General features: G+C 66.5%; 24 protein-coding genes and 1 tRNA gene. 18 read left to right on the top strand and 7 right to left on the bottom strand.

The window, feature by feature from the left end:
• Positions 1 to 18 precede the first annotated feature (18 nt).
• The 5 genes from lepA (at position 19) to IFT71_RS03600 (ending at position 7,481) form a co-directional block, all read left to right on the top strand.
• Positions 19 to 1,842: a translation elongation factor 4 gene (gene lepA / locus IFT71_RS03620; RefSeq protein ID WP_031439917.1), complete on the top strand. Its 1,824-nt coding sequence runs from the start codon at positions 19 to 21 to the stop codon at positions 1,840 to 1,842.
• 109 nt (positions 1,843 to 1,951) lie between these two features.
• Positions 1,952 to 5,350 carry a polysaccharide deacetylase family protein gene (locus tag IFT71_RS03615; protein WP_192139130.1) on the top strand — a complete coding sequence of 1,133 codons (3,399 nt, stop codon included), beginning with the start codon at positions 1,952 to 1,954 and terminating at the stop codon, positions 5,348 to 5,350.
• A gap of 75 nt (positions 5,351 to 5,425) precedes the next feature.
• Positions 5,426 to 6,187 (top strand): molybdate ABC transporter substrate-binding protein, encoded by a 762-nt coding sequence (gene modA, locus IFT71_RS03610; RefSeq protein WP_107934202.1) that lies wholly within the window; start codon positions 5,426 to 5,428, stop codon positions 6,185 to 6,187.
• The gene (gene modB / locus IFT71_RS03605) at positions 6,188 to 6,892 is read left to right on the top strand and encodes a molybdate ABC transporter permease subunit (protein WP_342212582.1); all 705 of its coding nucleotides are present in this window, start codon (positions 6,188 to 6,190) and stop codon (positions 6,890 to 6,892) included.
• Positions 6,882 to 7,481: an ATP-binding cassette domain-containing protein gene (locus IFT71_RS03600; RefSeq protein ID WP_192139129.1), complete on the top strand. Its 600-nt coding sequence runs from the start codon at positions 6,882 to 6,884 to the stop codon at positions 7,479 to 7,481. Before modB ends, IFT71_RS03600 begins: the two co-directional genes overlap by 11 nt.
• A gap of 65 nt (positions 7,482 to 7,546) precedes the next feature.
• Here the strand turns inward: IFT71_RS03600 and rpsI are convergent, their stop codons facing one another.
• From rpsI to IFT71_RS03585, 3 genes are all read right to left on the bottom strand, one after another.
• The gene (gene rpsI / locus IFT71_RS03595) at positions 7,547 to 8,104 is read right to left on the bottom strand and encodes a 30S ribosomal protein S9 (protein ID WP_043157976.1); all 558 of its coding nucleotides are present in this window, start codon (positions 8,102 to 8,104) and stop codon (positions 7,547 to 7,549) included.
• Entirely contained in the window at positions 8,105 to 8,584 is a 480-nt protein-coding gene (rplM, locus tag IFT71_RS03590; protein ID WP_037530138.1) for a 50S ribosomal protein L13, read from the bottom strand.
• A gap of 115 nt (positions 8,585 to 8,699) precedes the next feature.
• Positions 8,700 to 9,743, bottom strand: coding sequence for a COX15/CtaA family protein (locus IFT71_RS03585; RefSeq protein ID WP_192139128.1), 1,044 nt, complete (start codon positions 9,741 to 9,743; stop codon positions 8,700 to 8,702).
• A gap of 231 nt (positions 9,744 to 9,974) precedes the next feature.
• Here IFT71_RS03585 and IFT71_RS03580 point away from each other — a divergent pair, with 231 nt between their 5' ends.
• From IFT71_RS03580 to IFT71_RS03565, 4 genes are all read left to right on the top strand, one after another.
• The gene (locus tag IFT71_RS03580; protein WP_051916566.1) at positions 9,975 to 10,373 is read left to right on the top strand and encodes a MerC domain-containing protein; all 399 of its coding nucleotides are present in this window, start codon (positions 9,975 to 9,977) and stop codon (positions 10,371 to 10,373) included.
• A 73-nt stretch (positions 10,374 to 10,446) separates the two neighbouring features.
• A complete protein-coding gene (locus IFT71_RS03575) occupies positions 10,447 to 10,920 on the top strand; it encodes a Fur family transcriptional regulator (protein ID WP_107933086.1) in 474 nt (157 codons plus the stop codon).
• Between the two features lie 127 nt (positions 10,921 to 11,047).
• The gene (gene dxs / locus IFT71_RS03570; RefSeq protein WP_031439323.1) at positions 11,048 to 12,970 is read left to right on the top strand and encodes a 1-deoxy-D-xylulose-5-phosphate synthase; all 1,923 of its coding nucleotides are present in this window, start codon (positions 11,048 to 11,050) and stop codon (positions 12,968 to 12,970) included.
• Positions 12,967 to 13,137, top strand: a complete 171-nt coding sequence (locus tag IFT71_RS03565; RefSeq protein ID WP_192070449.1) for a hypothetical protein — start codon at positions 12,967 to 12,969, stop codon at positions 13,135 to 13,137. The genes dxs and IFT71_RS03565 overlap by 4 nt, the downstream gene beginning before the upstream one ends.
• 30 nt (positions 13,138 to 13,167) lie before the next feature.
• Here the strand turns inward: IFT71_RS03565 and IFT71_RS03560 are convergent, their stop codons facing one another.
• Positions 13,168 to 13,839 (bottom strand): alpha/beta hydrolase, encoded by a 672-nt coding sequence (locus IFT71_RS03560; RefSeq protein ID WP_192139127.1) that lies wholly within the window; start codon positions 13,837 to 13,839, stop codon positions 13,168 to 13,170.
• Positions 13,840 to 14,026: 187 nt separating this feature from the next.
• On the opposite strand from IFT71_RS03560, the gene IFT71_RS03555 reads away from it, so the two are divergent.
• The 5 genes from IFT71_RS03555 (at position 14,027) to proC (ending at position 17,210) form a co-directional block, all read left to right on the top strand.
• Positions 14,027 to 14,776, top strand: coding sequence for a TlyA family RNA methyltransferase (locus IFT71_RS03555; RefSeq protein ID WP_192139126.1), 750 nt, complete (start codon positions 14,027 to 14,029; stop codon positions 14,774 to 14,776).
• A gap of 171 nt (positions 14,777 to 14,947) precedes the next feature.
• Entirely contained in the window at positions 14,948 to 15,466 is a 519-nt protein-coding gene (locus IFT71_RS03550) for a TspO/MBR family protein (protein ID WP_192139125.1), read from the top strand.
• A gap of 38 nt (positions 15,467 to 15,504) precedes the next feature.
• A complete protein-coding gene (locus tag IFT71_RS03545; RefSeq protein ID WP_192139124.1) occupies positions 15,505 to 15,759 on the top strand; it encodes an accessory factor UbiK family protein in 255 nt (84 codons plus the stop codon).
• Between the two features lie 97 nt (positions 15,760 to 15,856).
• Positions 15,857 to 16,363 carry a YbjN domain-containing protein gene (locus IFT71_RS03540; RefSeq protein ID WP_031395656.1) on the top strand — a complete coding sequence of 169 codons (507 nt, stop codon included), beginning with the start codon at positions 15,857 to 15,859 and terminating at the stop codon, positions 16,361 to 16,363.
• 31 nt (positions 16,364 to 16,394) lie between these two features.
• Complete coding sequence (proC, locus tag IFT71_RS03535) at positions 16,395 to 17,210, top strand: pyrroline-5-carboxylate reductase (protein WP_192139123.1); 816 nt, start codon at positions 16,395 to 16,397, stop codon at positions 17,208 to 17,210.
• Here proC and IFT71_RS03530 read toward each other — a convergent pair whose 3' ends face one another.
• Positions 17,211 to 17,699, bottom strand: coding sequence for a MarR family transcriptional regulator (locus IFT71_RS03530; RefSeq protein ID WP_031395654.1), 489 nt, complete (start codon positions 17,697 to 17,699; stop codon positions 17,211 to 17,213). It abuts the gene before it with no gap.
• A gap of 106 nt (positions 17,700 to 17,805) precedes the next feature.
• Between IFT71_RS03530 and IFT71_RS03525 the strand changes: the two genes are divergently transcribed.
• The 3 genes from IFT71_RS03525 to IFT71_RS03515 all read left to right on the top strand — a co-directional run bounded on the left by IFT71_RS03525 (position 17,806) and on the right by IFT71_RS03515 (position 19,507).
• A complete protein-coding gene (locus tag IFT71_RS03525; protein ID WP_031395653.1) occupies positions 17,806 to 18,885 on the top strand; it encodes a branched-chain amino acid aminotransferase in 1,080 nt (359 codons plus the stop codon).
• Positions 18,886 to 18,937: 52 nt separating this feature from the next.
• Positions 18,938 to 19,012: transfer RNA gene (locus IFT71_RS03520), tRNA-Gln, on the top strand.
• A 66-nt stretch (positions 19,013 to 19,078) separates the two neighbouring features.
• Positions 19,079 to 19,507 (top strand): DUF1810 domain-containing protein, encoded by a 429-nt coding sequence (locus tag IFT71_RS03515; protein ID WP_192139122.1) that lies wholly within the window; start codon positions 19,079 to 19,081, stop codon positions 19,505 to 19,507.
• Positions 19,508 to 19,528: 21 nt separating this feature from the next.
• Here IFT71_RS03515 and IFT71_RS03510 read toward each other — a convergent pair whose 3' ends face one another.
• Positions 19,529 to 20,191: a Fe2+-dependent dioxygenase gene (locus IFT71_RS03510; protein WP_183935667.1), complete on the bottom strand. Its 663-nt coding sequence runs from the start codon at positions 20,189 to 20,191 to the stop codon at positions 19,529 to 19,531.
• Positions 20,192 to 20,283: 92 nt separating this feature from the next.
• Between IFT71_RS03510 and IFT71_RS03505 the strand changes: the two genes are divergently transcribed.
• Positions 20,284 to 20,592: a hypothetical protein gene (locus tag IFT71_RS03505; RefSeq protein WP_146163685.1), complete on the top strand. Its 309-nt coding sequence runs from the start codon at positions 20,284 to 20,286 to the stop codon at positions 20,590 to 20,592.
• Positions 20,593 to 20,701: 109 nt separating this feature from the next.
• Here IFT71_RS03505 and IFT71_RS03500 read toward each other — a convergent pair whose 3' ends face one another.
• Positions 20,702 to 22,798 carry an alpha/beta hydrolase family protein gene (locus IFT71_RS03500; RefSeq protein ID WP_192139121.1) on the bottom strand — a complete coding sequence of 699 codons (2,097 nt, stop codon included), beginning with the start codon at positions 22,796 to 22,798 and terminating at the stop codon, positions 20,702 to 20,704.
• Positions 22,799 to 22,855 lie beyond the last annotated feature (57 nt).

Here is a 22,855-nt window from a genome sequence, read left to right as displayed (position 1 = left end):
GGTGCTAACGGCGCGCGCATGACGACCGAATTGTCCCGCATCCGCAACTTCTCCATCATCGCGCATATCGACCATGGCAAGTCGACGCTCGCCGATCGACTGATCCAGCAAACCGGCGGCCTGACCGCGCGCGAAATGTCCGAGCAGGTGCTCGACAACATGGACATCGAGAAGGAACGCGGGATCACGATCAAGGCGCAGACCGTGCGCCTGGCTTACCGCGCGAAGGACGGCGAGGATTACGTCCTCAACCTGATGGACACGCCGGGGCATGTCGATTTCGCCTATGAGGTGAGCCGTAGCCTCGCCGCGTGCGAGGGCGCGCTGCTCGTGGTCGACGCGGCGCAGGGCGTCGAGGCGCAGACGCTCGCCAACGTCTATCAGTCGATCGAACATGATCACGAGATCGTGCCGGTCATCAACAAGATCGATCTTCCCGCCGCCGAACCCGAGAAGGTCCGCAAGGAAATCGAGGACGTGATCGGCATCGACGCGTCCGGCGCGGTGCTCGCATCGGCCAAGTCGGGCATCGGCATCGAGGACATCCTCGAGGCGATCGTCACGAAGATCCCGCCGCCCAAGGGCGATCCGGAGGCACCGCTGAAGGCCATGCTGGTCGACAGCTGGTACGATCCGTATCTCGGCGTCGTCATCCTCGTCCGCGTGATCGACGGCATCCTGAAAAAGGGCCAGCAGATCAAGTTCATGCAGACCGGCACGATGCATCTGGTCGACCGGGTCGGCTGTTTCCGCCCCAAGATCGAGCAGCTGACCGAACTCGGCACGGGTGAGATGGGCTTCATCACCGCGCAGATCAAAGAGGTCGCGCAGACGCGCGTCGGTGACACGATCACCGATGCGAAGCGGCCGGCGCTGGAAGCGCTGGCGGGCTTCAAGGAAGTCCAGCCGGTGGTGTTCTGCGGCATGTTCCCGGTCGATGCGGCCGAGTTCGAGAAGCTGCGCGAGTCGATCTCCAAGCTGCGCCTCAACGATGCGAGCTTCTCGTTCGAGATGGAGACGTCAGCGGCCTTGGGCTTCGGCTTCCGTTGCGGGTTCTTGGGCCTGCTCCATCTGGAGATCATCCAGGAGCGCCTGACGCGTGAGTATGACCTCGACCTCATCACCACCGCACCGTCGGTGGTCTACGAGATCGAGCTGACTCACCCCGATCCCGCGGGCACGACGCATATCGAGTTGCACAACCCCGCCGACATGCCCGAGCCCAACAAGATCGCGACGATCAGCGAGCCTTGGATCGAGGCCACGATCTACGTCCCCGACGAATATCTCGGCAGCGTGCTCAAGCTCTGCCAGGACCGCCGTGGCATCCAGAAGAACCTGACCTATGTCGGCGGCCGCGCACAGGCGACCTACGAGCTGCCGCTCAACGAAGTCGTGTTCGATTTCTACGACCGGCTGAAGTCGATGTCGAAGGGCTATGCGAGCTTCGACTATCACCAGATCGGCTATCGTGAGGGCGACCTCGTCAAGATGGGCATCCTGGTCAACGAGGAGCCGGTCGACGCGCTGAGCATGATCGTCCATCGCGGCACCGCCGAAGTGCGCGGTCGCGGCATGGTCGAGCGGCTGAAGGATCTGATCCCGCGTCACCTGTTCAAGATCCCGATCCAGGCAGCGATCGGCGGCAAGGTGATCGCACGCGAGACGATCAGCGCGATGCGCAAGGACGTGACCGCCAAATGCTATGGCGGCGATGCGAGCCGCAAGAAGAAGCTCCTGGAAAAGCAGAAGAAGGGCAAGCTGAAGATGCGCGAATATGGGTCGGTCAGCATCCCGCAAGAGGCATTCATCGCCGCGCTGCGGATGGGCGACGACTCCTGATCGGGTGTTCTCCTTCAGGCTGACGTGACGGATTTGTCATCGTCCCGATCGGTCGCGGGCATGAATGGTGGTGCATGGCGCGCGATCCTGGGGTCGGATAGCGTTGGTCATGGCACTGCATCCTGTTTTCTACGACGCAAGCGGTCGGCGTCGTCGCCGTTTCGCGCTGGGTGTCATCGCGTTCGTCGCGCTCGTCTTATTGTCGGTGGCGGTGTTCGCCGTGTCGATCGGCGCGGTCCCGGCGGCACCGTTGCTGCCGTTCGAGCCCGAGCATCCCGGTCTCCACCGTCTTCCGGCACCGCATAGCGGCGTGATCGGGCGGGCGCAGCGCAGCATCGATTATTACGGCAAGGCGCTGTTCGGTGACCCCACCGCGGGCGCCGGCAAAGCGGGTGCGAAGGGGGGCGTCGGACTGGCACCGCGCGCGATCAATCCGCGGCTGGCCATCGCCTTCCACGTGCCCTGGGACGAATCGAGCGTGGCGAGCCTTGCCCGGCATGTCGAACAACTCGACTGGGTCATTCCCGGCTGGGTGTCGGTGACCGGGCCCGACCACCGGATCACCGTGTTCCGCGATGTCGCGGGCCGCGCGGTGCTCAATCGCGCGATCCACCGCCCGGTGATCCTGCCGATGGTGCAGAACGCCAAGGACGGCGACTGGGACGGCGCGGGCAGCGCCGCGCTGTTTGCGGATGCGACCGCCCGGCGCGCCTTTCTCGATCGGCTGGTCCCGTTCCTGGTGGCGAACCATGCAGGCGGTGCCTTTTTCGATTTCGAGAGCCTGCCCGCGGGGGCGCAGGCGAACTACCGCCTCTTCCTTGCCGAGGCGAAAGCGCGGTTCGCGCCGCGCGGCTGGGTCGTCGCGATCGCGGCGCCGGTCGGGAACGCCGACTGGAACATGCGTGCCTATGCGCGCGTGACCGACAAGATCTTCCTGATGGCCTATGACGAGCACGAGACGAGCGGCCCGGCCGGGCCGATCGCATCGCAGCGGTGGTTCGCACGGTCGGTCGCGGATGCCGCGCGCGGTGTCGCCCCCTCCAAGCTGGTCGTCGCGTTCGGCTCCTATGCCTATGACTGGCATGACCGTGGCGGCGATGCGCTCGGCGTCGAGGAGGCATGGCAGGCCGCATCCGATTCAGGCACCGTCCCGACGTTCGACAAGGGCAGCGGCACCAGCAGCTTCGCCTATGCCGATGGCGGGACCCGGCATCAGGTATGGCTGCTCGATGCGGCGAGCGCGTATAACGAGCTGGCCTTTCTTCAAAAGGCGGGGGTGCAGAGTTTCGCGCTGTGGCGGCTTGGGTCGGAGGATCCGGCGCTCTGGTCGATCTTCGGGCGCAACCATCGCCGATTGCCCGACCTGCGTGCGATCAACACGACCCCGGCCGGGACGAATGTCGATATCGAGGGCAATGGCGAGATCCTAAAAATCGGGTCGACGCCGGTGTCCGGGCTGCGTGATACGGTCGCGGCTGCCGACGGGACGATCGCGGACGTCCGCTTCACGCGCATGCCCTCGCCCTACGTCGTCCAGCGTACGGGCTACAGCCCGCGGGCGCTTGCGCTCACCTTCGACGATGGGCCGGACGCCGACTGGACGCCGCAGATCCTCGACATCCTCCAGCGCAAGCACGTGCCGGCGACGTTCTTCGTGGTGGGCGAGAATGCGCTGACGCAGCGGAGCCTGCTCGAACGCATGGTGGCCGAAGGGCATGAGGTCGGCAGCCACACCTATACGCATCCCAATCTGGCGACGGTATCGGGGCGCCAGGTCGGGTTCGAGCTCAACACGACGCAGAGGCTGTTCCAGGCGTTCACCGGGCGATCGCTCCGCCTGTTCCGCGCGCCCTATTTCGGCGATGCCGAGCCGAGCACCGCGGATGAGATCAAGCCGGCACTCGAGGCGCAGCAGCGTGGCTATGTATCGGTCGGCCTGCACGTCGATCCCGACGACTGGAAGCGTCCGGGCACGGCGGCGATCATCGACCGCACGATCGCACAGGTCGTGGAAGGATCGCCCGAACGCAGCGCCAACATTATCCTGCTGCACGATGCGGGGGGCAACCGCGCGCAGACCGTCGCGGCGCTGCCGGTGATCATCGACCGGCTGCAGGCGATGGGCTATCATTTCGTGCCCGTCTCCGCGCTGGCTGGGCTGACGCGCGATGCGGCGATGCCGGTGATATCGTCGAGCGACCGGGTCGCGGCGGTCGCGGATCTTGCGCTGTTCAGCACGCTGGGTGGACTGGTAATCGGCCTGCGCTGGATCTTCGGGATCGCGATCACGATCGGCATCCTTCGCGCGCTCGCGCTGTCGGCGCTGGCGCTGATCCAGGCACGGCGCGAATTGCGGACGGTGTTCCCGGCGATCGATCCGGCTCGATTCGTCACGGTGATGATCCCGGCGTTCAATGAGGAACGCGTGATCGTCCGCGCGGTCGAGGGCGTGCTGGCCTCGACCGACGTCGTGGTCGAGGTGATTGTGATCGATGACGGGTCGAGCGATGGCACGAGCCAGGCCGTCGCCACCGCCTTTGCCGGCGACGCGCGGGTGCGGCTCATGACTCTGGCGAACGGCGGCAAGGCGCGGGCGCTGAACCGCGGGCTGGCCGCGGCGCGGGGCGATATCGTGATCGCGCTCGACGCCGATACGCAGTTCGAGCCGCTGACGATCGCGCGGCTGGCGCGGTGGTTCGACGACCCGGCGCTGGGGGCGGTTGCGGGCAATGCGAAGGTCGGCAACCGGGTCAATCTGATCACCCGCTGGCAAGCGCTCGAATATATCACCGCCCAGAACCTCGAACGGCGCGCGCTCGCGCGGCTGAACGCGATGACGGTCGTGCCGGGCGCGGTCGGCGCGTGGCGACTGGCGGCAATTCGCGCGGTCGGCGGCTATCCCGACGATACGCTGGCCGAGGATCAGGATCTGACGATCGCGATCCAGCGCGCAGGGTGGACGGTCCGGTATGACCAGTTCGCGATCGCGTGGACCGAAGCCCCCGAGACGCTGCGCGCGCTTGCCAAGCAGCGGTTCCGCTGGGCGTTCGGGACGCTCCAGTGCCTGTGGAAGCACCGGTCGGCGATCGGCCGCAGCCAGCCGCGCGGGCTTGGCTGGGTCGGGCTGCCCCAGGCGATCATTTTCCAGATCCTGCTGGCGGCGATCTCGCCGATCATCGACCTCGCGCTGCTCGTCAGTGTCGCGACGACCTACGTCGCGGTGTCGGCGCATGGCTGGGCACAGAGCAGCCATGATCTGCAGACCATGCTGACCTATTGGCTGGTCTTCACCGCGATCGACCTGCTCGCGGCGACGATCGCGTTCGCACTCGAGCGGCGCGAGCGGTGGAGGCTGCTCTGGCTGCTGATTCCGCAGCGGATCGGCTATCGCCAGGTCATGTACTATGTCGTGCTCAAGGCGCTCGCCCAGGCTTTGCGGGGGCCGATGGTCGGCTGGGGCAAGCTGGCCCGGACGGGGCGCGTGACGGCGCCCTCCGGGGCAGAATGAACCCGACGTCGGTTGTGGCGTTCAGCGGGCGGCATACTATAGCGCCGTGGTGATTGGCGGGCCCGAGGGGACATGATGAAGTATCCGGTATTGCTCGCCATGCTGGCCGTCGGCGGCGTCGCGACGGGCGCTGACGCTGCACAGCGCGCGGCACCGCTCGTGCTGGCAGCGGCGAGCCTGCAGGAATCGATGACCGCGGCCGCCGATGCGTGGGCGGCGAAGGGGCATGTGCGCCCGACGATCTCGTTCGCGGCCTCGTCGGCGCTGGCACGGCAGGTCGAGGCCGGCGCGACAGCGGACCTGTTCGTGTCCGCGGATGAGGACTGGATGAATGAGCTGGCGAAGCGCCGCCTGATTGTCCCTGCGTCGCGCGTGACGTTCCTGGGAAACCGGCTGGTCGTCGCGGCGGCGGCAGGGACGACGGTGCGGATCCCGTCACGCCCGCCTGCAGCGCTGGCGCGGGTGCTGACCGCGGGGCCACTCGCGATGGCGGATACGCCCGTCCCCGCGGGGCGGTACGGCCAGGAGGCGCTGGAGGCGCTCGGCGTGTGGAAACAGGTCGCGCCGCGCGTCGTGCGCGCCGAAAACGTCCGGGCGACGTTGGCGCTCGTCGAACGCGGCGCTGCACCTTTGGGGATCGTCTATGCGACCGATGCCAAGGCATCGACGCGCGTCAGGATTGCGGGCGTGTTTCCCGCATCGACGCATCCGGCGATCACCTATCCGATCGCCCGGCTGACGACGTCGCGCAATCCGGAGGCCGAGGCGTTCCGCCGTTTCCTGACGTCACGTCAGGGCAAGGCGATCTTCGTGCGTTACGGCTTTTCGGCGCGCTGAGTGGCGGATGGGTTCGTCCTGACACCGGCGGAATGGGGGATCGTCGGTCTGTCGCTGAGGGTCGGCGCCGTCGCCATGCTGATCACATTGCCGATCGCGTTCGGCTTCGCCTGGCTGCTGGCGCGCGTGCGGTTTCCCGGGCGGATCCTCGTCGATGCGGTGATCCACTTGCCGCTCGTCGTGCCGCCGGTCGTGACGGGGTGGCTGCTGCTGCTCGCCTTTGCGCCGAACGGGCCGGTCGGGGCGTGGCTGCAGTCGTGGTTCGGGGTCAGTGTGCTGTTTCGCTGGACCGGGGCGGCGATCGCGGCGGGGGTCATGGCGCTGCCGCTGATGGTGCGCGCGATGCGGCTGTCGATCGAGGCGGTCGATGCACGGCTTGAAAGTGCGGCGCGGACGCTGGGCGCGGGGCCGTGGCGGGTGTTCTGGACGGTCACGCTGCCGCTGAGCGTACCGGGCGTGTTCGCGGGCGCGGTGCTGGGCTTTGCGCGATCGATCGGCGAGTTCGGGGCGACGATCACCTTCGTCTCCAACGTGCCGGGCGAGACGCAGACGCTGCCGCTGGCAATCTATTCGGCACTTCAGCAGCCGGGCGCGGAGATGCTGGTATGGCGGCTCTCGGCGATTTCCGTCGCGCTGTCGCTGATCGCACTGGTCGCGTCCGAACTCCTGACGCGGCGCGCGGGCAGGGGGCTGCATGTCCTTTGAGATCGACGTCCGCAAGCGTCTGGGCGATGCCGAGGTCGCGCTGACGCTGGCGGCGGGGGACGGCGCGACCGTGCTGTTCGGACCGTCCGGTGTCGGCAAGACCAGCATCCTGAAGATGGTCGCCGGGCTGCTTACGCCCGACCAAGGCCGGATCGTCGTCGATGGCGTCACGCTGTTCGGGGAGGGTGTCAACCTGCCACCGGAACACCGCCGTGCGGGCTATGTATTTCAGGAGGCGCGGCTTTTCCCACATCTGAAGGTGCGCGCTAACCTGCTTTACGGCGCCGGCCGCGACACGTCGGGGTTCGAGGAGCGGATCGGCTTCCTGGGGATCGCGCATCTGCTCGACCGCTGGCCGCGGTCGCTATCGGGGGGCGAAGCGCAGCGCGTGGCGATCGGACGTGCGTTGCTCAGCAACCCGCGCTTCCTGCTGCTCGACGAGCCGCTGGCGTCGCTCGACCGACCGCGCCGCGAGGAGATCGTCCGTGCGATCGAGCATCTGCGCGACGCGATGCGCCTGCCGATCCTGATGGTGACCCACGACCCCGACGAGGCCGCACGGATCGGCACCCACGTCGTACGGATGTAGCGCAGGCATGAAAAAGGCGGCCCGGGAAAACCCGGACCGCCCTTTTTCGTAGCTCGGTAAAGCGTTTAGCGCTTCGAGAACTGGAAGCTACGACGGGCCTTCGCCTTGCCGTACTTCTTTCGCTCGACGACGCGGCTGTCGCGCGTCAGGAAGCCTGCTGCCTTGACCGATGCACGCAGCACCGGCTCGAAGCGGGTCAGCGCCTGGCTGATGCCATGCTTGACCGCGCCGGCCTGGCCCGAAAGGCCACCGCCCTTGACGGTGCAGACGACGTCATACTGACCTTCGCGCTCGGTGATGCCGAACACCTGGTTGATGACGAGACGCAGCGTCGGACGTGCGAAATACACTTCCTGGTCACGACCGTTGATCGTGATCTTGCCGGTGCCGGGCTTGACCCAGACGCGGGCAACGGCGTCCTTGCGACGGCCGGTCGCATAGGCGCGACCCTGCTTGTCGAGGATCTGCTCGCGGAGCGGCATCGGCTCACGGACCGGCTCGTTCGAGACGGGCGCTGCGATGTCGCCTTCGCTGGTCGGCAGCGACTGTGCGGCCGGAGCAGCCGGTGCGGGCTGGTTGGTCAGGCTCGCGAGATCGGCGAGCGACTGGCGGTTGTCGGTCATTTACGCACCCACCTTGTTCTTGCGATTCATGCTGGCGATGTCGAGAACCTCGGGGTTCTGCGCCTCATGCGGATGCTCGGTACCCTTGAAGATACGCAGGTTGCGCATCTGCTCACGGCCGAGCGGGCCGCGCGGGATCATGCGCTCAACGGCCTTTTCGAGAACGCGCTCCGGGAAGCGGCCGTCGAGAACCTTGGCGGCAGTGATGCCCTTGATGCCGCCGGCATAACCGGTGTGCTTGTAATAGACCTTCTTCGCGGCCTTGTTGCCGGTGAAGCGGATCTTGTCGGCGTTGATCACGACGACGTTGTCACCGCAATCGACATGCGGGGTGAACGACGTCTTGTGCTTGCCGCGCAGGACATTGGCGATGATCGACGCTGCGCGACCGACCACCAGATCCTCGGCATCGACGATATGCCATTTCTTCTCCACCTCGTGCGGCTTGGCCGACTTGGTGGTCTTCATGAGCGCCTTCATGGGGCTGAGACCTTTGCTGAAACGATATGCACCGCCACGACGGACGGCGCTAACGAGGCGGCAATGGCGAAAAGAGGTGTTTAAGTCAAGCTTTCCGCCGGTTTCATGGCGGGTATTATGATACCTTGGACGGATTGCCGAGGCGATGCGCGGCAAATACCGTGGCGATCAGCAACAGCGCCGCGTTGGCCTGATGTGCGACGGCGACATGGATGGCGACGCCGGTCATGAGCGTTGCGATCCCCAGAAAGACCTGCAGCGTGACGAGCCCGACCACCCAGAAGCCGGCGCGCGAGCCGTGCTGCGTCGCGCGAACGGCGAGCCAAACGAGCCCGGCAGCGGTGGCGAAGGCGAGCCACCGATGGATGAACTGCACGACAATCGGGTTGTCGACCGCGTTGATCCAGCCGGGTGACAGCATCGGGACGCCGCCCGGGAACAGGCTGTCGCCCATCAGCGGCCAACTCGCAAAGGCATAGCCAGCGTCGAGCCCTGCGGTGAACGCGCCATAGACAAGCTGGACGAACAGCAACGCGAACGCGGTGACCGCGATCGGCACGAGGCGGGCCGGGGCCGCAAGCTTCGAGCGGTGGAGTGCGAGCAGGTCCAGCGCCGTCCAGACGATGCCGGCAAGCGTGACGAGCGCGGTCATCAGATGGACCGCCAGACGAATATGGCTGACGTCGGTGCGGACGGACAGCCCGGACTTCACCATCCACCAGCCAACCGCGCCCTGGAGCGCGCCAAGCGCCAGCAGCGCGCCGAGTCGCCAGCCATAGCCGACCGGGATCGCCCGGCGCAGCGCGAACCACAGGAGCGGGATCGCGAACGCCGCGCCGATCGTCCGTGCCAGCGCGCGGTGGAGATATTCCCAGAAGAAGATCGCCTTGAACCCGTCGAGGGTCATGCCACTGTTGAGCTGGCTATATTCGGGGATCTGTTTGTAGTTCGCGAATTCCGCCTGCCACTGCGCAAGCGTCAGTGGCGGGATGATGCCGGTGATCGGCTTCCATTCGGTAATCGAGAGGCCAGAATTTGTCAGGCGCGTTATGCCGCCCACGACGACGATGCCGATGATCATCGCCGCGACGAGAAGAAGCCAGGTCGCGACCGCTCGCGGGCGCGCTGTGGACAGGAAGGCGGCACTGGGCTGGAGCATAGCACGGCTCTACGCCTGTCTGACTGGGGCGTCGAGTATCAGGGGTTATCGGCTGCCGGGTTTCTGGCGGGCCGGGAGACGCGCGCGGTGCGTTGGGAAAGAGCGGGTGCCGCGGGATCAGGCAAGGCGCCTAGAGAGCTTTCATTTGCCAAAAAAAACCGAGCGGCTGGTGGGCGTTCGATCGAATGTGATGTTGTATCCTTTCCTTTGATGGACTATCTGAGCCGAACGATGTCGACGACCGCCCACCACCATACCCATGCGCATCCGTCCTGGATCGCAGGCCTGGATCGCTATGCGATCGGGCTTTCGGGTCTGTGCATGGTGCACTGTCTGGCAACGTCGGTGCTGGTTGCGCTGATGTCGACCGCGGGCGGCGTGCTGCTCGATCCCATCTTCCACGAAGTCGGACTGACGATCGCAATCCTATTCGGTGCGGTCGCACTGGGGCGCGGGATCCTTCATCATGGCTATGCGATGCCGGCCGCGATGGGTGCGTTCGGGCTCGGGATCATGGCGGGGGCAATGACCCTCCCGCATGATTCGGGGAGCGGTGAGACGCTCTGGACGATCATCGGCGTCGCGTTGCTCGCGTTCGGGCACGATCTGAACCGTCGCGCCGACAGTTGAGCCGGGCCGCACGATCGCCCCGGGACGGTCGCTGCTTGTCGCGGCTCCTGCGGCACCCTAGATTCACGGCATAATGGCAACGCATTCGCATTCGCATCATGAGCCGCAAGGCGCCGACCTCAACGTTGCCGCACAGGCGACGCTGGAAAAATCGGGCGAGCAGTGGACGACGATGCGCGCCAGCGTATTCTCCGCGCTGGCTGGCTTCGACAAGCCGGCCTCGGCCTATGACATCGCGGAGGCCGTGTCGAAGGCGGAAGGGCGGCGCGTCGCTGCCAACAGCGTCTACCGGATCCTCGACCTGTTCGTGGGCGCCAATCTCGCGCGACGGGTCGAAAGTGCGAATGCGTATGTCGCCAATGCTCATCCCGATTGCCTTCACGACTGCATCTTCCTGGTATGTGATTCGTGCGGGCAGACGACGCATATCGACAATGACGTGATCACCCGCGGCGTCCGCAACGCGGCGGTTTCGGCCGGTTTCGTCCCTGTCCGCCCGGTCATCGAAGTCCGCGGCCGGTGTGCCGCATGCGAGGCGCAGCGCTGATCGAGGACGGCTGCCAGCGCCATGACGGGGTGACCAATCTGGCGTCGCTGCGTAGAAATATCCGCGGATGGCGGGGTTTCGTTCGGTAACAATCGACACCAAACCTGTGCTGCGATAAGCCGGTGGGATGGCAGATACTCCTGTAACCCCGTTGCTCGACACGGTTTCGACCCCTGATGACCTGCGCAAGCTGAAACCCGACCAGCTTCGCCAGCTTGCCGATGAACTGCGGACCGAGACGATCTCGGCCGTCGGCACGACCGGGGGCCACCTCGGATCGGGGCTCGGCGTGGTCGAACTGACGACCGCGATTCACTATGTGTTCGATACGCCGCGCGATCGTCTTGTCTGGGACGTCGGCCATCAATGCTATCCGCACAAGATCCTGACCGGCCGTCGCGACCGGATCCGGACGTTGCGCCAGGGTGGCGGCCTCAGCGGATTCACTAAGCGGAGCGAAAGCGAATACGACCCGTTCGGGGCTGCGCATTCCTCGACGTCGATCTCGGCCGCGCTCGGCTTCGCGGTCGCCAACAAGATTGCGGGCACGCCGGGCAAGGGCATTGCCGTTATCGGCGACGGCGCGATGTCGGCGGGCATGGCCTATGAGGCGATGAACAATGCCGAGCAGGCGGGCAACCGCCTCGTCGTGATCCTGAACGACAATGACATGTCGATCGCGCCGCCGGTCGGCGGCCTGTCGGCCTATCTCAGCCGGATCGTGTCGAGCCGCGAATTCCTGGGCATTCGCGAGCTTGCCAAGAAGCTCGCGCGCCGCCTGCCGCGGCCGTTCCACAACGCCGCGCGGAAGACCGACGAGTTCGCCCGCGGCATGACGATGGGCGGTACGCTGTTCGAGGAACTCGGCTTTTACTATGTCGGGCCGATCGACGGGCATAATCTCGAGCATCTGATCCCCGTGCTCGAGAATGTGCGAGACGCGGAAGAGGGCCCGATCCTCGTCCATGTCGTGACGAAGAAGGGCAAGGGCTACGCGCCCGCCGAGGCCGCGGCCGACAAATATCACGGCGTGCAGAAGTTCGACGTGATCTCGGGCGTGCAGACCAAGGCCCCGCCGGGACCGCCGCAATATCAGAACGTGTTCGGTGCGCAGCTCGTCGCCGAAGCCGCCAAGGACGACCGGATCTGCGCCATCACCGCGGCGATGCCGTCGGGCACCGGGCTTGATGCGTTCGCCAAGGCCTATCCCGATCGCTTCTTCGATGTCGGCATCGCCGAACAGCACGGCGTGACCTTCGCGGCGGGGCTTGCCGCGCAGGGCATGCGGCCGTTCTGCGCGATCTATTCGACGTTCCTGCAGCGCGCCTATGATCAGGTCGTCCACGACGTCGCGATCCAGAACCTGCCGGTGCGCTTCGCGATCGACCGCGCCGGACTGGTCGGGGCGGACGGGGCGACGCACGCCGGATCGTTCGACGTGACCTATCTCGCGACGCTGCCGAACTTCGTCGTGATGGCGGCGGCGGACGAAGCCGAGCTGGTCCATATGACGCACACCGCGGCGCAGTATGACACCGGCCCGATCGCGGTGCGCTACCCGCGCGGCAACGGCACGGGCGTCGCCTTGCCTGCCACGCCCGAACTGCTCGAGATCGGCAAGGGCCGGATCGTTCGTGAGGGCAAGGCCGTGGCGATCCTGTCGCTCGGCACGCGGCTCGAGGAAGCGTTGAAGGCCGCCGATGTGCTCGAGGCCAAGGGGCTGTCGACCACCGTCGCCGATCTGCGATTCGCCAAGCCGCTCGACGTCGAGATGATCCGCAAGCTGCTCACCACGCACGAGGTTGCGGTCACGATCGAGGAGGGCGCGGTCGGCGGTTTCGGCGCGCATGTGCTGACGCTGGCCAGCGACGAGGGGCTGATCGATGGCGGGCTGAAGCTGCGCACGCTGCGTCTTCCGGATCTCTTCCAGGATCAGGACAAGCCCGACGCGCAATATGCCGAGGCCGGGCTCGATTCGGCGGCGCTGGTGGAAACCGTGCTCAAGGCGCTGCGCCATAATTCGGGCGGGGTTGCCGAAGCGCGCGCATGAGCGGGCCGACCAAGGCCATCGTGATCATCGCGCTCGCGGTGATCGTGATGGTGTCGCTGAACATCGCCATGTGGCGGCGGATGCGCGCCGGTCTGGCCGCGGCACGCGCCGCGGACGAGCAGGATCAGCAGTCGCAGATGCCGGCAGACGACACACTGCGCGGCTGATCCGGAACGACTGCCCGACTCGCGCCCTGCCTATCTGCCCAGATAGTGGGATTGCGCCGCGTCGGTTGCGCTGACGGCGAGGATCGATCGCGCCTGGCTCGGCGGCAGCGCTTGCCCGTGACCGTCGCCACTCGCGGCGATCACCCGCTCGAGCAGATCCTGTCCTTCGCGCCACCAGCCGATACCGCTCGCCGCGTTGAGATGCCCCTGCGGGCCGGCATCGACGAAATGGCTGCCCCAGTCGGCGGCCATGCTGTGCGCGCGGTCGGGCGTGACCCAGGGATCGTCGCTGCTCGCGACGACGATCGAGGGGAAGGGCAGGGCGCCGCGCGGGGTCGGTGAAAAGCCCTTGAGCTCGGCCTGGGCCGCACCGCGGTCGACATCGGCGGGCGCGACGAGCAATGCCCCCGCGACGGGCCAGCCATAGGGTTGTGGGCTCAGCTCGGCCCACCACGCCACCGCAAGGCAGCCAAGACTGTGCGCGGCTAGGATGACGGGGGCCTGTGCGCGCCGGATCGCCTCGTCGAGCCGCGTGACCCAGGCGTTGCGATGCGGCGTGTTCCACATCCCCAGTTCGACCCGGACGGTATCCGGCCGGGCATCTTCCCACAGGGTCTGCCAGTGTGACGGGCCGGATCCGCCGAGCCCGGGGACCGTCAGGATTGTCGGTTGAACGCTATCATATGGTGCAAAAGAACCCACGACGCCTCTCCTTCTCCAGACCCCCGGAGCCCGGGGGTGGGATCGTGATCGATCGACGCTCTAGGGGACGTCGGCCGATCACGATCCCTGTCCGCAAGATAATCCTACTAGTTCGGTGGGCAATAGACATTGCGGCAAAAGGAAGGCAGCTTGCGATGATCGGACGCCGGGGCGATAGGCTGGGCGTATGGCAAAGCAACGCGCGGATCAGATGCTGGTCGACAGGGGACTGGTCGAATCGCGGACGCGCGCGCAGGCGCTGATCATGGCGGGGCTGGTCTTTGCCGGCACGCGCAAGGTCGACAAGCCGGGCCAGACGTTGGCGGACGACGTCGTCCTTGACGTGCGGGGTCGCGATCACCCCTGGGTATCGCGCGGCGGGATCAAGCTCGCGCACGGGCTCACACATTTCGGCTGGGCGGTCGCGGATGCGGTGGCGATCGACGTGGGGTCGTCGACCGGCGGGTTTACCGACGTGCTGCTCAGCAATGGGGTCGCCCGCGTTTATGCCGTCGACAGCGGGACCAACCAGCTTGCATGGAAACTCCGCCAGGACCCGCGCGTGATCGTCCATGAACAGACCAGCGCGCGCATCCTGACCGACGCGCATATCCCCGAGCCGGTCGACCTGATAGTCTGCGATGCAAGCTTTATCGGGCTGGCCAAGGTGCTCGAGCGCCCAATCGGGTTCGCACGTCCCGGAGCGCGGCTGCTCGCGCTCGTCAAGCCGCAGTTCGAGGCAGGCCGCGAAGAGGTCGGAAAGGGCGGCGTGATCCGCGATCCAGCCGTCCATGCGCGCGTCTGCGGCGAGGTCGCGGCCTGGCTCGAGGCACAGGGCTGGCAGGTCGAGGGCGTCGTCGAGAGCCCGATCACCGGTCCCGAGGGCAATATCGAGTTCCTGATCGCCGCGCATGCGATCGCCGCGCCACGCGACTGAGAGTCCGGATGCTGCCCGCGCTGGACCCGGATCGGCCATCGCAGAATGACACACTTCCCGATCGGTCCATGCATGTTGCGGTTTACGGCAGGGCGTTCCCGCGGCAGGACTAAGCCGATCAGTCTTGAAAGGACGTATGTGGGAGGCATCGCTTCGAAGGGCCAGCTGAGGATGTCGTTCCTGCGCTGGGCGATCGTGACCGTTCCGTTGATCGTCCTGCTGGGCTTTCTGGCCGGGCGCGCGGTCCCGGTGGGGAGCGAAAGTGCCTGGTACACCAGCCTGGTGAAGCCCGCGCTCACTCCGCCAGGCTGGGTGTTTCCGGTCGCCTGGTCGACGCTCTACGTGCTCCTCGGCCTGGCTCTCGCAATGATCCTCAATGCGCGCGGCGCGCTGGGGCGGGGGCGCGCGATCGCCTTGTTTGTCGCGCAGTTCGTGTTGAATCTTGCCTGGACGCCATTGTTCTTCGGCGCGCACCGAATCGGTGCGTCGGTACTTGTCATTGTCGCGATGCTGCTGCTCTCGATCGCGGCAACGATCTTGTTCGCGCGCATCCGGCGCGGGGCGGCGTGGCTGATGGTGCCCTATATGGTGTGGATCAGCTTTGCGGGAATGCTCACATACGGTATAGGCCGGCTCAACCCCGATGCCGAAACCCTTGTGCCGACGACGCGCACCTCCCAGATGTTGTGACGGGGCGCGCGGCGCAAGTTACTAGCAGGATGATGACAATGCAGTCCGAAAACCGGATGTTCGACGATTTCGTGAAGGTCCTCAACGGCGCCGCTGGAACCTTTGCCGGTGTCGGCCGCGAAGCGCAGTCTGGGGTTCGCGAGCGTGCTCGTGAATGGCTCGGCGGCCTCGATTTCGTAAGCCGTGAGGAGTTCGATGCGGTGAAATCGATGGCGGCCGCCGCGCGCGACGAAAATGAGGCGCTGAAGGCCCGGCTCGACGCTCTCGAAGCAAAAATGCAGGTCGGCGTCTGACTTTTCCACAGATTTCTGGGCATTCGGATCGAACGGGGTTGTCGGAGCATTTTTGCCCCGGCACCCTTTGTCGCGTGACAGGGAGTGCCAGGACGTAATGATGCTCGACCACGCCGACCATGACCAAGACGACGCTGCTCCCATCGACATGCTCGAAGCCTATTATGCTGCGCATGGATGGGAACATGAACGTCACGATGACGAGATCGTCGCGACCGTAAAGGGCAGCTGGACGACCTACGAGCTGCGCGCCTTGTGGCGCGAGGACGACAGCGTGCTGCAGTTCCTGGCGTTTCCGGACATCAAGGTGCCCGACGAACGGCGTCAGGCGGTCTACGAGACGATCGGGCTCGCCAACGAGCAGCTCTGGATCGGCCATTTCGAACTCTGGTCGACGAGCGGGATCCTGCTGTTCCGCCACGCGGCGATGGTCGATGGCGGCGAGGATGGGACGATGTCGCTTTCGGCCGCCGAACTGCTTGTCGAATCGGCGATCGAGGAATGCGAGCGTTTCTATCCAGTGTTCCAGTTCGTCCTGTGGGGCGGGAAGACGCCGGCGGACGCGCTTGCCTCGGCGCTGATCGAAACCCAGGGCGAGGCGTGATCGCGCGCGTTTCCCCGGGCGCGGCGTGCCGATGACCGGGCGGATCCTGATGATCGGCTGTGGCAATATGGGCGGGGCGATGCTGGCCCGCTGGCTTGCCGACGGCCTTTCCCCCGACAGCGTGACCGTCGTCAGCCCCAGTATGCGCGTGATGCCACCCGGTGTGCACGTCGTCGCCGCTTTGCCCGACCCCGACGACTTTTCCGCTGAAACAGTCATGCTCGCGCTGAAGCCGCAGCAGCTCGGCGCGCTGAAGACGCCCGTATTCGCGCGCTATGCGCCAAAGCTGCTGATTTCGATCCTCGCGGGGGTCGAGATTGCCGCACTCGACCGTCTCACTGAGGCGCAGGCGGTGGTTCGGGCGATGCCCAACCTGCCGGTTGCGATCGGGCAAGGCGTGGTTGCGCTGCACGGCGCGACGGATGACGGCGCGGCGCGTGCGACCGCGGAGGCGTTGATGACCCCGCTCGGCCTGGTCGAGTGGATCGCCGCAGAGGCGCAGTTCGATGCCGTCACCGCGCTGGCGGGATGCGGGCCGGGTTTCGTGTTCCGCTTTGCCGACGCGCTGGCCAAGGCGGGGCAGGCGCTCGGCCTGCCGGCGGATCAGGCGGCTCGGCTTGCGATCGCGACGCTTGACGGGGCCGCGCGGATGGCCGGCGCCGCGGACGTTTCGCCGGCGGTGCTCGCGGACCGGGTCGCGAGCCCGGGTGGATCGACACGCGAAGGGCTAAACGTGCTCGACGACGGCGATGCACTGGTCTCCCTGATGTCCCGCACGCTGACGGCGTCGGCACGGCGGAATGCGGAGATGGCGGCAAACGCCCGCGGCGACCTCGCGCCGCTTTAGTCAGCCGCGCAGCTTTATCACCTGCTCGCGTTCCTCTTCCGGAATCAGGCCTTCGAGCACCGCCCAATAGCCCGCAACCGCGCCGTGGCCGGCGTGATTATAGGCTGCGGACATCTTCTGTCGCGCAGCTTCGAACAGGTCGCTCTCCATCTTGCTGCCGACTGGCGTCAAGCGCAGCAGCCGCTGACGCCGGTCACGATCGCCGGGACGAACCTCGATAAAGCCGCGATCGCTGAGTTCGTTCAACACGCGACCGAGCGACTGTTTGGTGATCGCCAGCAGCGACAGCAGTTCGCTGACCGTCATGTCCGGTTTGCGGGCGATGAAATACAGGGCGCGGTGGTGCGCGCGCCCCAGCCCCTGCTCCGCGAGCCCCGCATCGATCGACCGGACCAGATGGCTCTGACCGAAGTACAGGAGTTCCATGCCGCGACGCAGTTCGGGCTCGCGAAGAAACAGGGGTGAAGCGGGTGATGCTGAGGCAGCCATGTTGACCGGTTTAGTCTTCGGTCCTAGGCGACGGCAAGCCGTGGAAAGAGAGAAAAATTCAATGCATCCTCCGTTGTCGCAGGCCTCATCGTCGCCAGACGCGAGCATGACATTTTCGTTCGAACCGTGTGGCGACCCGGTCGCTGCGAACGAGCGTGCGCAGCGCCTGATCGATCCCGGCTTCGGCCGGGTCTTCACCGACCATATGGCGATGATCCGCTTCAGTGACGCGAAGGGCTGGCATGATGCCAGGATCACCACGCGCGCGCCGATCATGATGGATCCCGCATCGTCGGTTCTGCACTATGCGCAGGAAATCTTCGAGGGGATGAAGGCCTATCGACTCGCCGATGGCGGCACCGCGCTCTTCCGGCCCGAAGCCAATGCGCGGCGTTTCCAGGATTCGGCCCGCCGGATGGCGATGCCCGAGCTTCCCGAGTCGCTGTTCCTCGAATCGGTCGAGCGGCTGGTCCGGACGGATCAGGACTGGATTCCCGACAGCGACGGCGGCGCGCTGTATCTGCGGCCGTTCATGTTCGCGAGCGAGGTGTTCCTGGGGGTCAAGCCGAGCGCCGAATATCTCTACATGGTGCTCGCCTCGTCGGTCGGTGCCTATTTCAAGGGCGGTGCCTCCGCGGTCTCGATCTGGGTCAGCCAGCATTATACGCGTGCGGCACAGGGCGGCACGGGCGCGGCGAAGTGCGGCGGAAATTATGCCGCCAGCCTGCTTGCGCAGAAGGAAGCGATCAGCCAGGGCTGTGACCAGGTCGTCTTCCTCGATGCGGTCGAGCGCCGCTGGGTCGAGGAACTCGGCGGCATGAACGTCTTCTTCGTGTTTGCGGACGGCAGCCTTTCGACCCCCGCGCTCACGGGCACGATCCTGCCCGGCATCACCCGCGATTCGATCCTGACGCTCGCGCGGGCGCAGGGGATAACCGTGCGCGAGGAGCCCTATGCGATCGACCAGTGGCGCGCCGACGCGGCGAGCGGCAAGCTTGTCGAGGCGTTCGCCTGCGGCACGGCCGCAGTCGTGACCCCGATCGGGACCGTCGCGTCGCCCGAGGGCCGCTTCACGATCGGCGGCGGCGAGCCGGGCGCGATGACGCTGCGGATCCGCGATTCGCTCGTCGCGATCCAGCGCGGTCTGGCGCCGGATGCCAATGGGTGGGTCCATCGACTCGATTAAGACGCGATAGGGCTTTTCTCGTCGGGGCGCGCCGCTATAAGGCCGCCTCTGCTGGGGCGTCGCCAAGTGGTAAGGCAGCGGCTTTTGATGCCGCCATGCGCAGGTTCGAACCCTGCCGCCCCAGCCAGTCCTTCCTGCGTCTATCGGGTCTGCCATATGTGGGGAGCCGAGGATTGAGTGAAAGCGGGCGGTGATGACCCATCCTTATGATCTCGAACGGTTCGTCACTGCGCAGGCGGCAGTCTACGAGTCCGCGTTTGCCGAGATACGCGGCGGCGCCAAGCGTAGTCACTGGATGTGGTTCATCTTTCCGCAGATTGCCGGGCTCGGACGAAGCCCGATGGCGCAGCATTATGCGATCGTGTCACTCGAGGAAGCGCGGGCCTATCTTGCGCATCCGGTGCTCGGGGCGCGTCTGCGGCAGTGCGTGGAAGCGCTCGACGCGCTGACGGGGGTGACCGCCCGGGCCGTTTTCGGTGAGGTCGATGCGATGAAGCTGCGATCGTCGCTGACGCTGTTTCGCGAGGCGGGGAATGATCCGCTGTTCGGTGCCGCGCTTGATCGCTGGTTTGTCGGGACGAGCGACACGGCCACGCTTGCTCTCATCGACAGACCAAGCTGACGACGATCCGCGTCGCGCCGTTCAGTCCTCGGCCCAGCGCCTGAGCAGGTTGGATTGCGTCTTGGCGAGCAGGTCGAGTTCGGGCGTCTTGCCCAGCCGCTCGAACAGCGCGTGGCGGGCGGTTTCGAGATCGAACAGCAGTTCCCGTGCATCCGCGTCCCGAACGAGGCTCCGGACCCAAGTCACCGCGGCAAGCCGCTCGCCCGACACGACTGGCGCCACGCGGTGCAGCGAGGTCGTCGGATAGCAGACCGCCGAGCCCGCAGGCAGCTTGACGTCCTGTTCGCCGGCGGCGGATTCGATCACCAGCTCGCCGCCGTCATAATCCTCAGGCTCGCTGAGGAAGACCGTCACCGACACATCGGTCCGCATCCCGCCCATGATCGCATCGTCGACATGACTGCCATAGGCCATGCCCGCATCATAGCGGCTGAAGAGCGGCGGGCGGACGACATGCGGCCGCGTCGCCATGCGGAACAGGGCATTGTCGAGCAACCGGTCGACGACGAGGTCCTGCATCTCGGCGAGCAACGGGTCGCCGCGGTCGACCTGTTCGTTGCGTTTGACCGTTCGTGCCTCGCGCCCCGCCGTCCGTCGGCCGTCGACATAGCGGGTCTTGCGCATATTATCTCGCAGCCACTGGAGATTGTCCGCATCCAGGACGTTGGCAATCATGATCATCATGGGAAATCTCGCAAATCCGGCATGGAGCCGGGTGATGCGCCCCTAACAGGTCAGTGCCTTCCCGGCCAACGCGTCGGGACCGAGGAGATAGTATGCGTACGAAATTGTGGATGGGCGTCGGCGCCTTTGTGATCGCGCAATCGGGCCAAGCCGTCATCGGCGACGCGGCCGCCAAGCCAATGCCGTCGCCAGCTCAGCAGGTCGGTGAGGGTGAAGGCGAGGGTGAAGGTGAAGGACGGCGGGTCGTCCGGTCGGGCAAGGCTCGGCATGCGGTGACATCGCCGCGGCGCGCGCGCGCGGTGCAGCAGCAGCGTGGCCAGCGCGGCGAAGGCGAATATGAGGGCGGCGAGAACGAGCGCGGCGAGGGTGGCGAAAACGAGGGTGGCGAGGGCGAACGCTGATCCGGCTACGCCCCTTGGCGTGACCAGCACCGCCGCGCGGATCGGCATGATCCGTGCGGCAGTAACGAGACGGCACCATGGGCATGCCCCGGCGGTGACGAACGGACGGTCAGTCGGGGCGTGATCCGCTCGGCTTGCCGCGATACCGATCGAACCACGCGATGATCGCGGAGGCCTTTGCCGCGGATTGCGACGGCCGTGCGGTGAAGCCGCCATGGCTCGCACCCGGCACCTTGACGAGCGCGGTCGGTACGCCGCGGATCTGCAACGCGGCGTAATATTGCTCGGATTCCGAAACGGGCGTGCGGTAATCGTCGCTGCCCACCACGACCAGGGTCGGTGTCTTGACGTTGCCGACCAGACTGAGCGGCGAGCGGTTCCAGTAGCTCATCGGATCCTCCCATGGCAGCTTGGTGAACCAGTAGCGCGACGTGAACAGCGTATTGTCCATCGTCAGCGCCTCGCTCGCCCAGTTGATCACGGGCTTCTGGGTCGCCGCGGCCTTGAACCGGTCGGTCTTGCCGACGATCCAGGCGGTCAGGACGCCGCCGCCCGATCCGCCGGTGACGAACAGATTGTTGGGATCCGCGGTCCCGTCCGCGATCGCCGCATCGACCGCGGCGATCAGGTCGCCATAATCGTCGGACGGATATTTCTTGTCGATCAGATTGGCGAATTCGGCACCGTAGGAGGTCGAGCCGCGCGGATTGGTCCACAGCACCGCATAGCCTGCCGCGGCATAGAGCTGCATGTCGGTGGCGAACCCAGGGCCATAGGCGCTGTTGGGCCCACCATGGATTTCCAGGATCAGCGGTACGCGCTGGCCGGGCGTACGATTGGCGGGCGTTGCGAGCCACGCGTCGATCGCGCGGCCATCGGGCGCGGTCACCGCGATCTTGCGGATTGGCGCGAGCGTCTTGGCGCCGGTCATCACCGCGTTGAGCTGCGTCAGCCGCCGTGACTTGCCACCGCTCGACACCCAGACATCGGCGGGGGCGCTGCCGTCGCCGCCGGTATAGGCGATCGTACCGCCTCTCGCGACCGAGAACTCGCCCCCGGTATAGGGCCGGTCGAGCCCGCCGCCCGCGACATTGTCGACCAGCGGCGTCGTCCGGCCGTCGAGGCCGATGCGCGCAATCCGGCGCTGGCCGTGATCGTCATAGCTCGCATAGAGGCTGCGCCCGTCGGCGGCCCATATCGCATCCTCGATCCCGCGATCGAGCGCGGCGGTCAGCGACCGGGGACTGCCGGCGTTGCGGTCGCCGAGGTAGAGCTGGGTGTTCTCGTAACTGCGCCGCTTGTCGTCGAAGCCGAGCCACGCGATCCGCGTGCCGTCGGGGGAGATCCGCGGCTGCGCATCGGGGCCGTTGCGGGTCGTCAGCGTCCGCATCGCGCCGCTCGTCGTGTCGACCGCGATGAGGTCTGAATTCATCACCTGCCGCTCGGCATCGGGCCCACGGATCGCGGCGAACACGATCGCGCGGCCGTCGGGCGTCCAAGACAAGGGGCCGCCGTCATCGAACGCGCCGAAGGTCAGCTGTTGCGGCGCGCCGCCGTCCGCCGCGACGACAAACAGATGATCGCGGCCGGGCTTCACATAGCCGGGGCCATCGTTGCGATAATTGACGCGGTCGATCACCGTCAGCGGCTCGGCCCATTTCGCGCCCTCGGGCTTGGGCGGTGCCTTGCCGAGCGTCGTCGCCTCGCCCGCGACGGTCGCGACATAGGCGAGCCGGGTGCCGTCGGGCGACCAGGCGAGCGCCTGCGGATCGCCGGGAAAGCCCGTCACCCGCGCGCTCGTGCCGGTCGCGATCCAGCGGACGAACAGTTGCGACTGCTCGCCGTCGCGCGCGGCATAGGCGACGCGCGTGCCGTCGGGGGACCAGCGCGGGTCGGACCCTTGCGCGGCGAACGGCGACTGGCGACCGGTCGCGACGTCGATCAACCACAGCGACGACTGGACGCGGTCGGTCATGACATCGGCGGTGCGGCGGACATAGACGATCGTCCGTCCGTCAGGGCTGATCTGCGGGTCCGCTGCGATCAACAGGCCGAACAGGTCGGCGCCGGTGAAGCGCCGCGTCGGGGCGTCGGCCGGGGCCGCGATCGGCTGCTGCTGCGCGACGGCGGGGGCAGCCGACAGCAGGGCGAGGGCGAGGGTGAGGCGCAAGCACGGCTCCTTTGACGATGATCGAGGTGCGATCATGCCCGATCCCCCGGCCCGTGCAAGGGCAGGGCCGGGGGCGTTACCAGCCGGGCGACC

The sequence above is a fragment of the Sphingomonas sp. CFBP 13733 genome, assembly GCF_014841795.1.
Classification (GTDB): Bacteria; Pseudomonadota; Alphaproteobacteria; order Sphingomonadales; family Sphingomonadaceae; genus Sphingomonas; species Sphingomonas aerolata.
The sequence above is the reverse complement of the archived record's forward strand: the minus strand, read 5'-3'. Positions and strand labels throughout refer to the sequence as shown.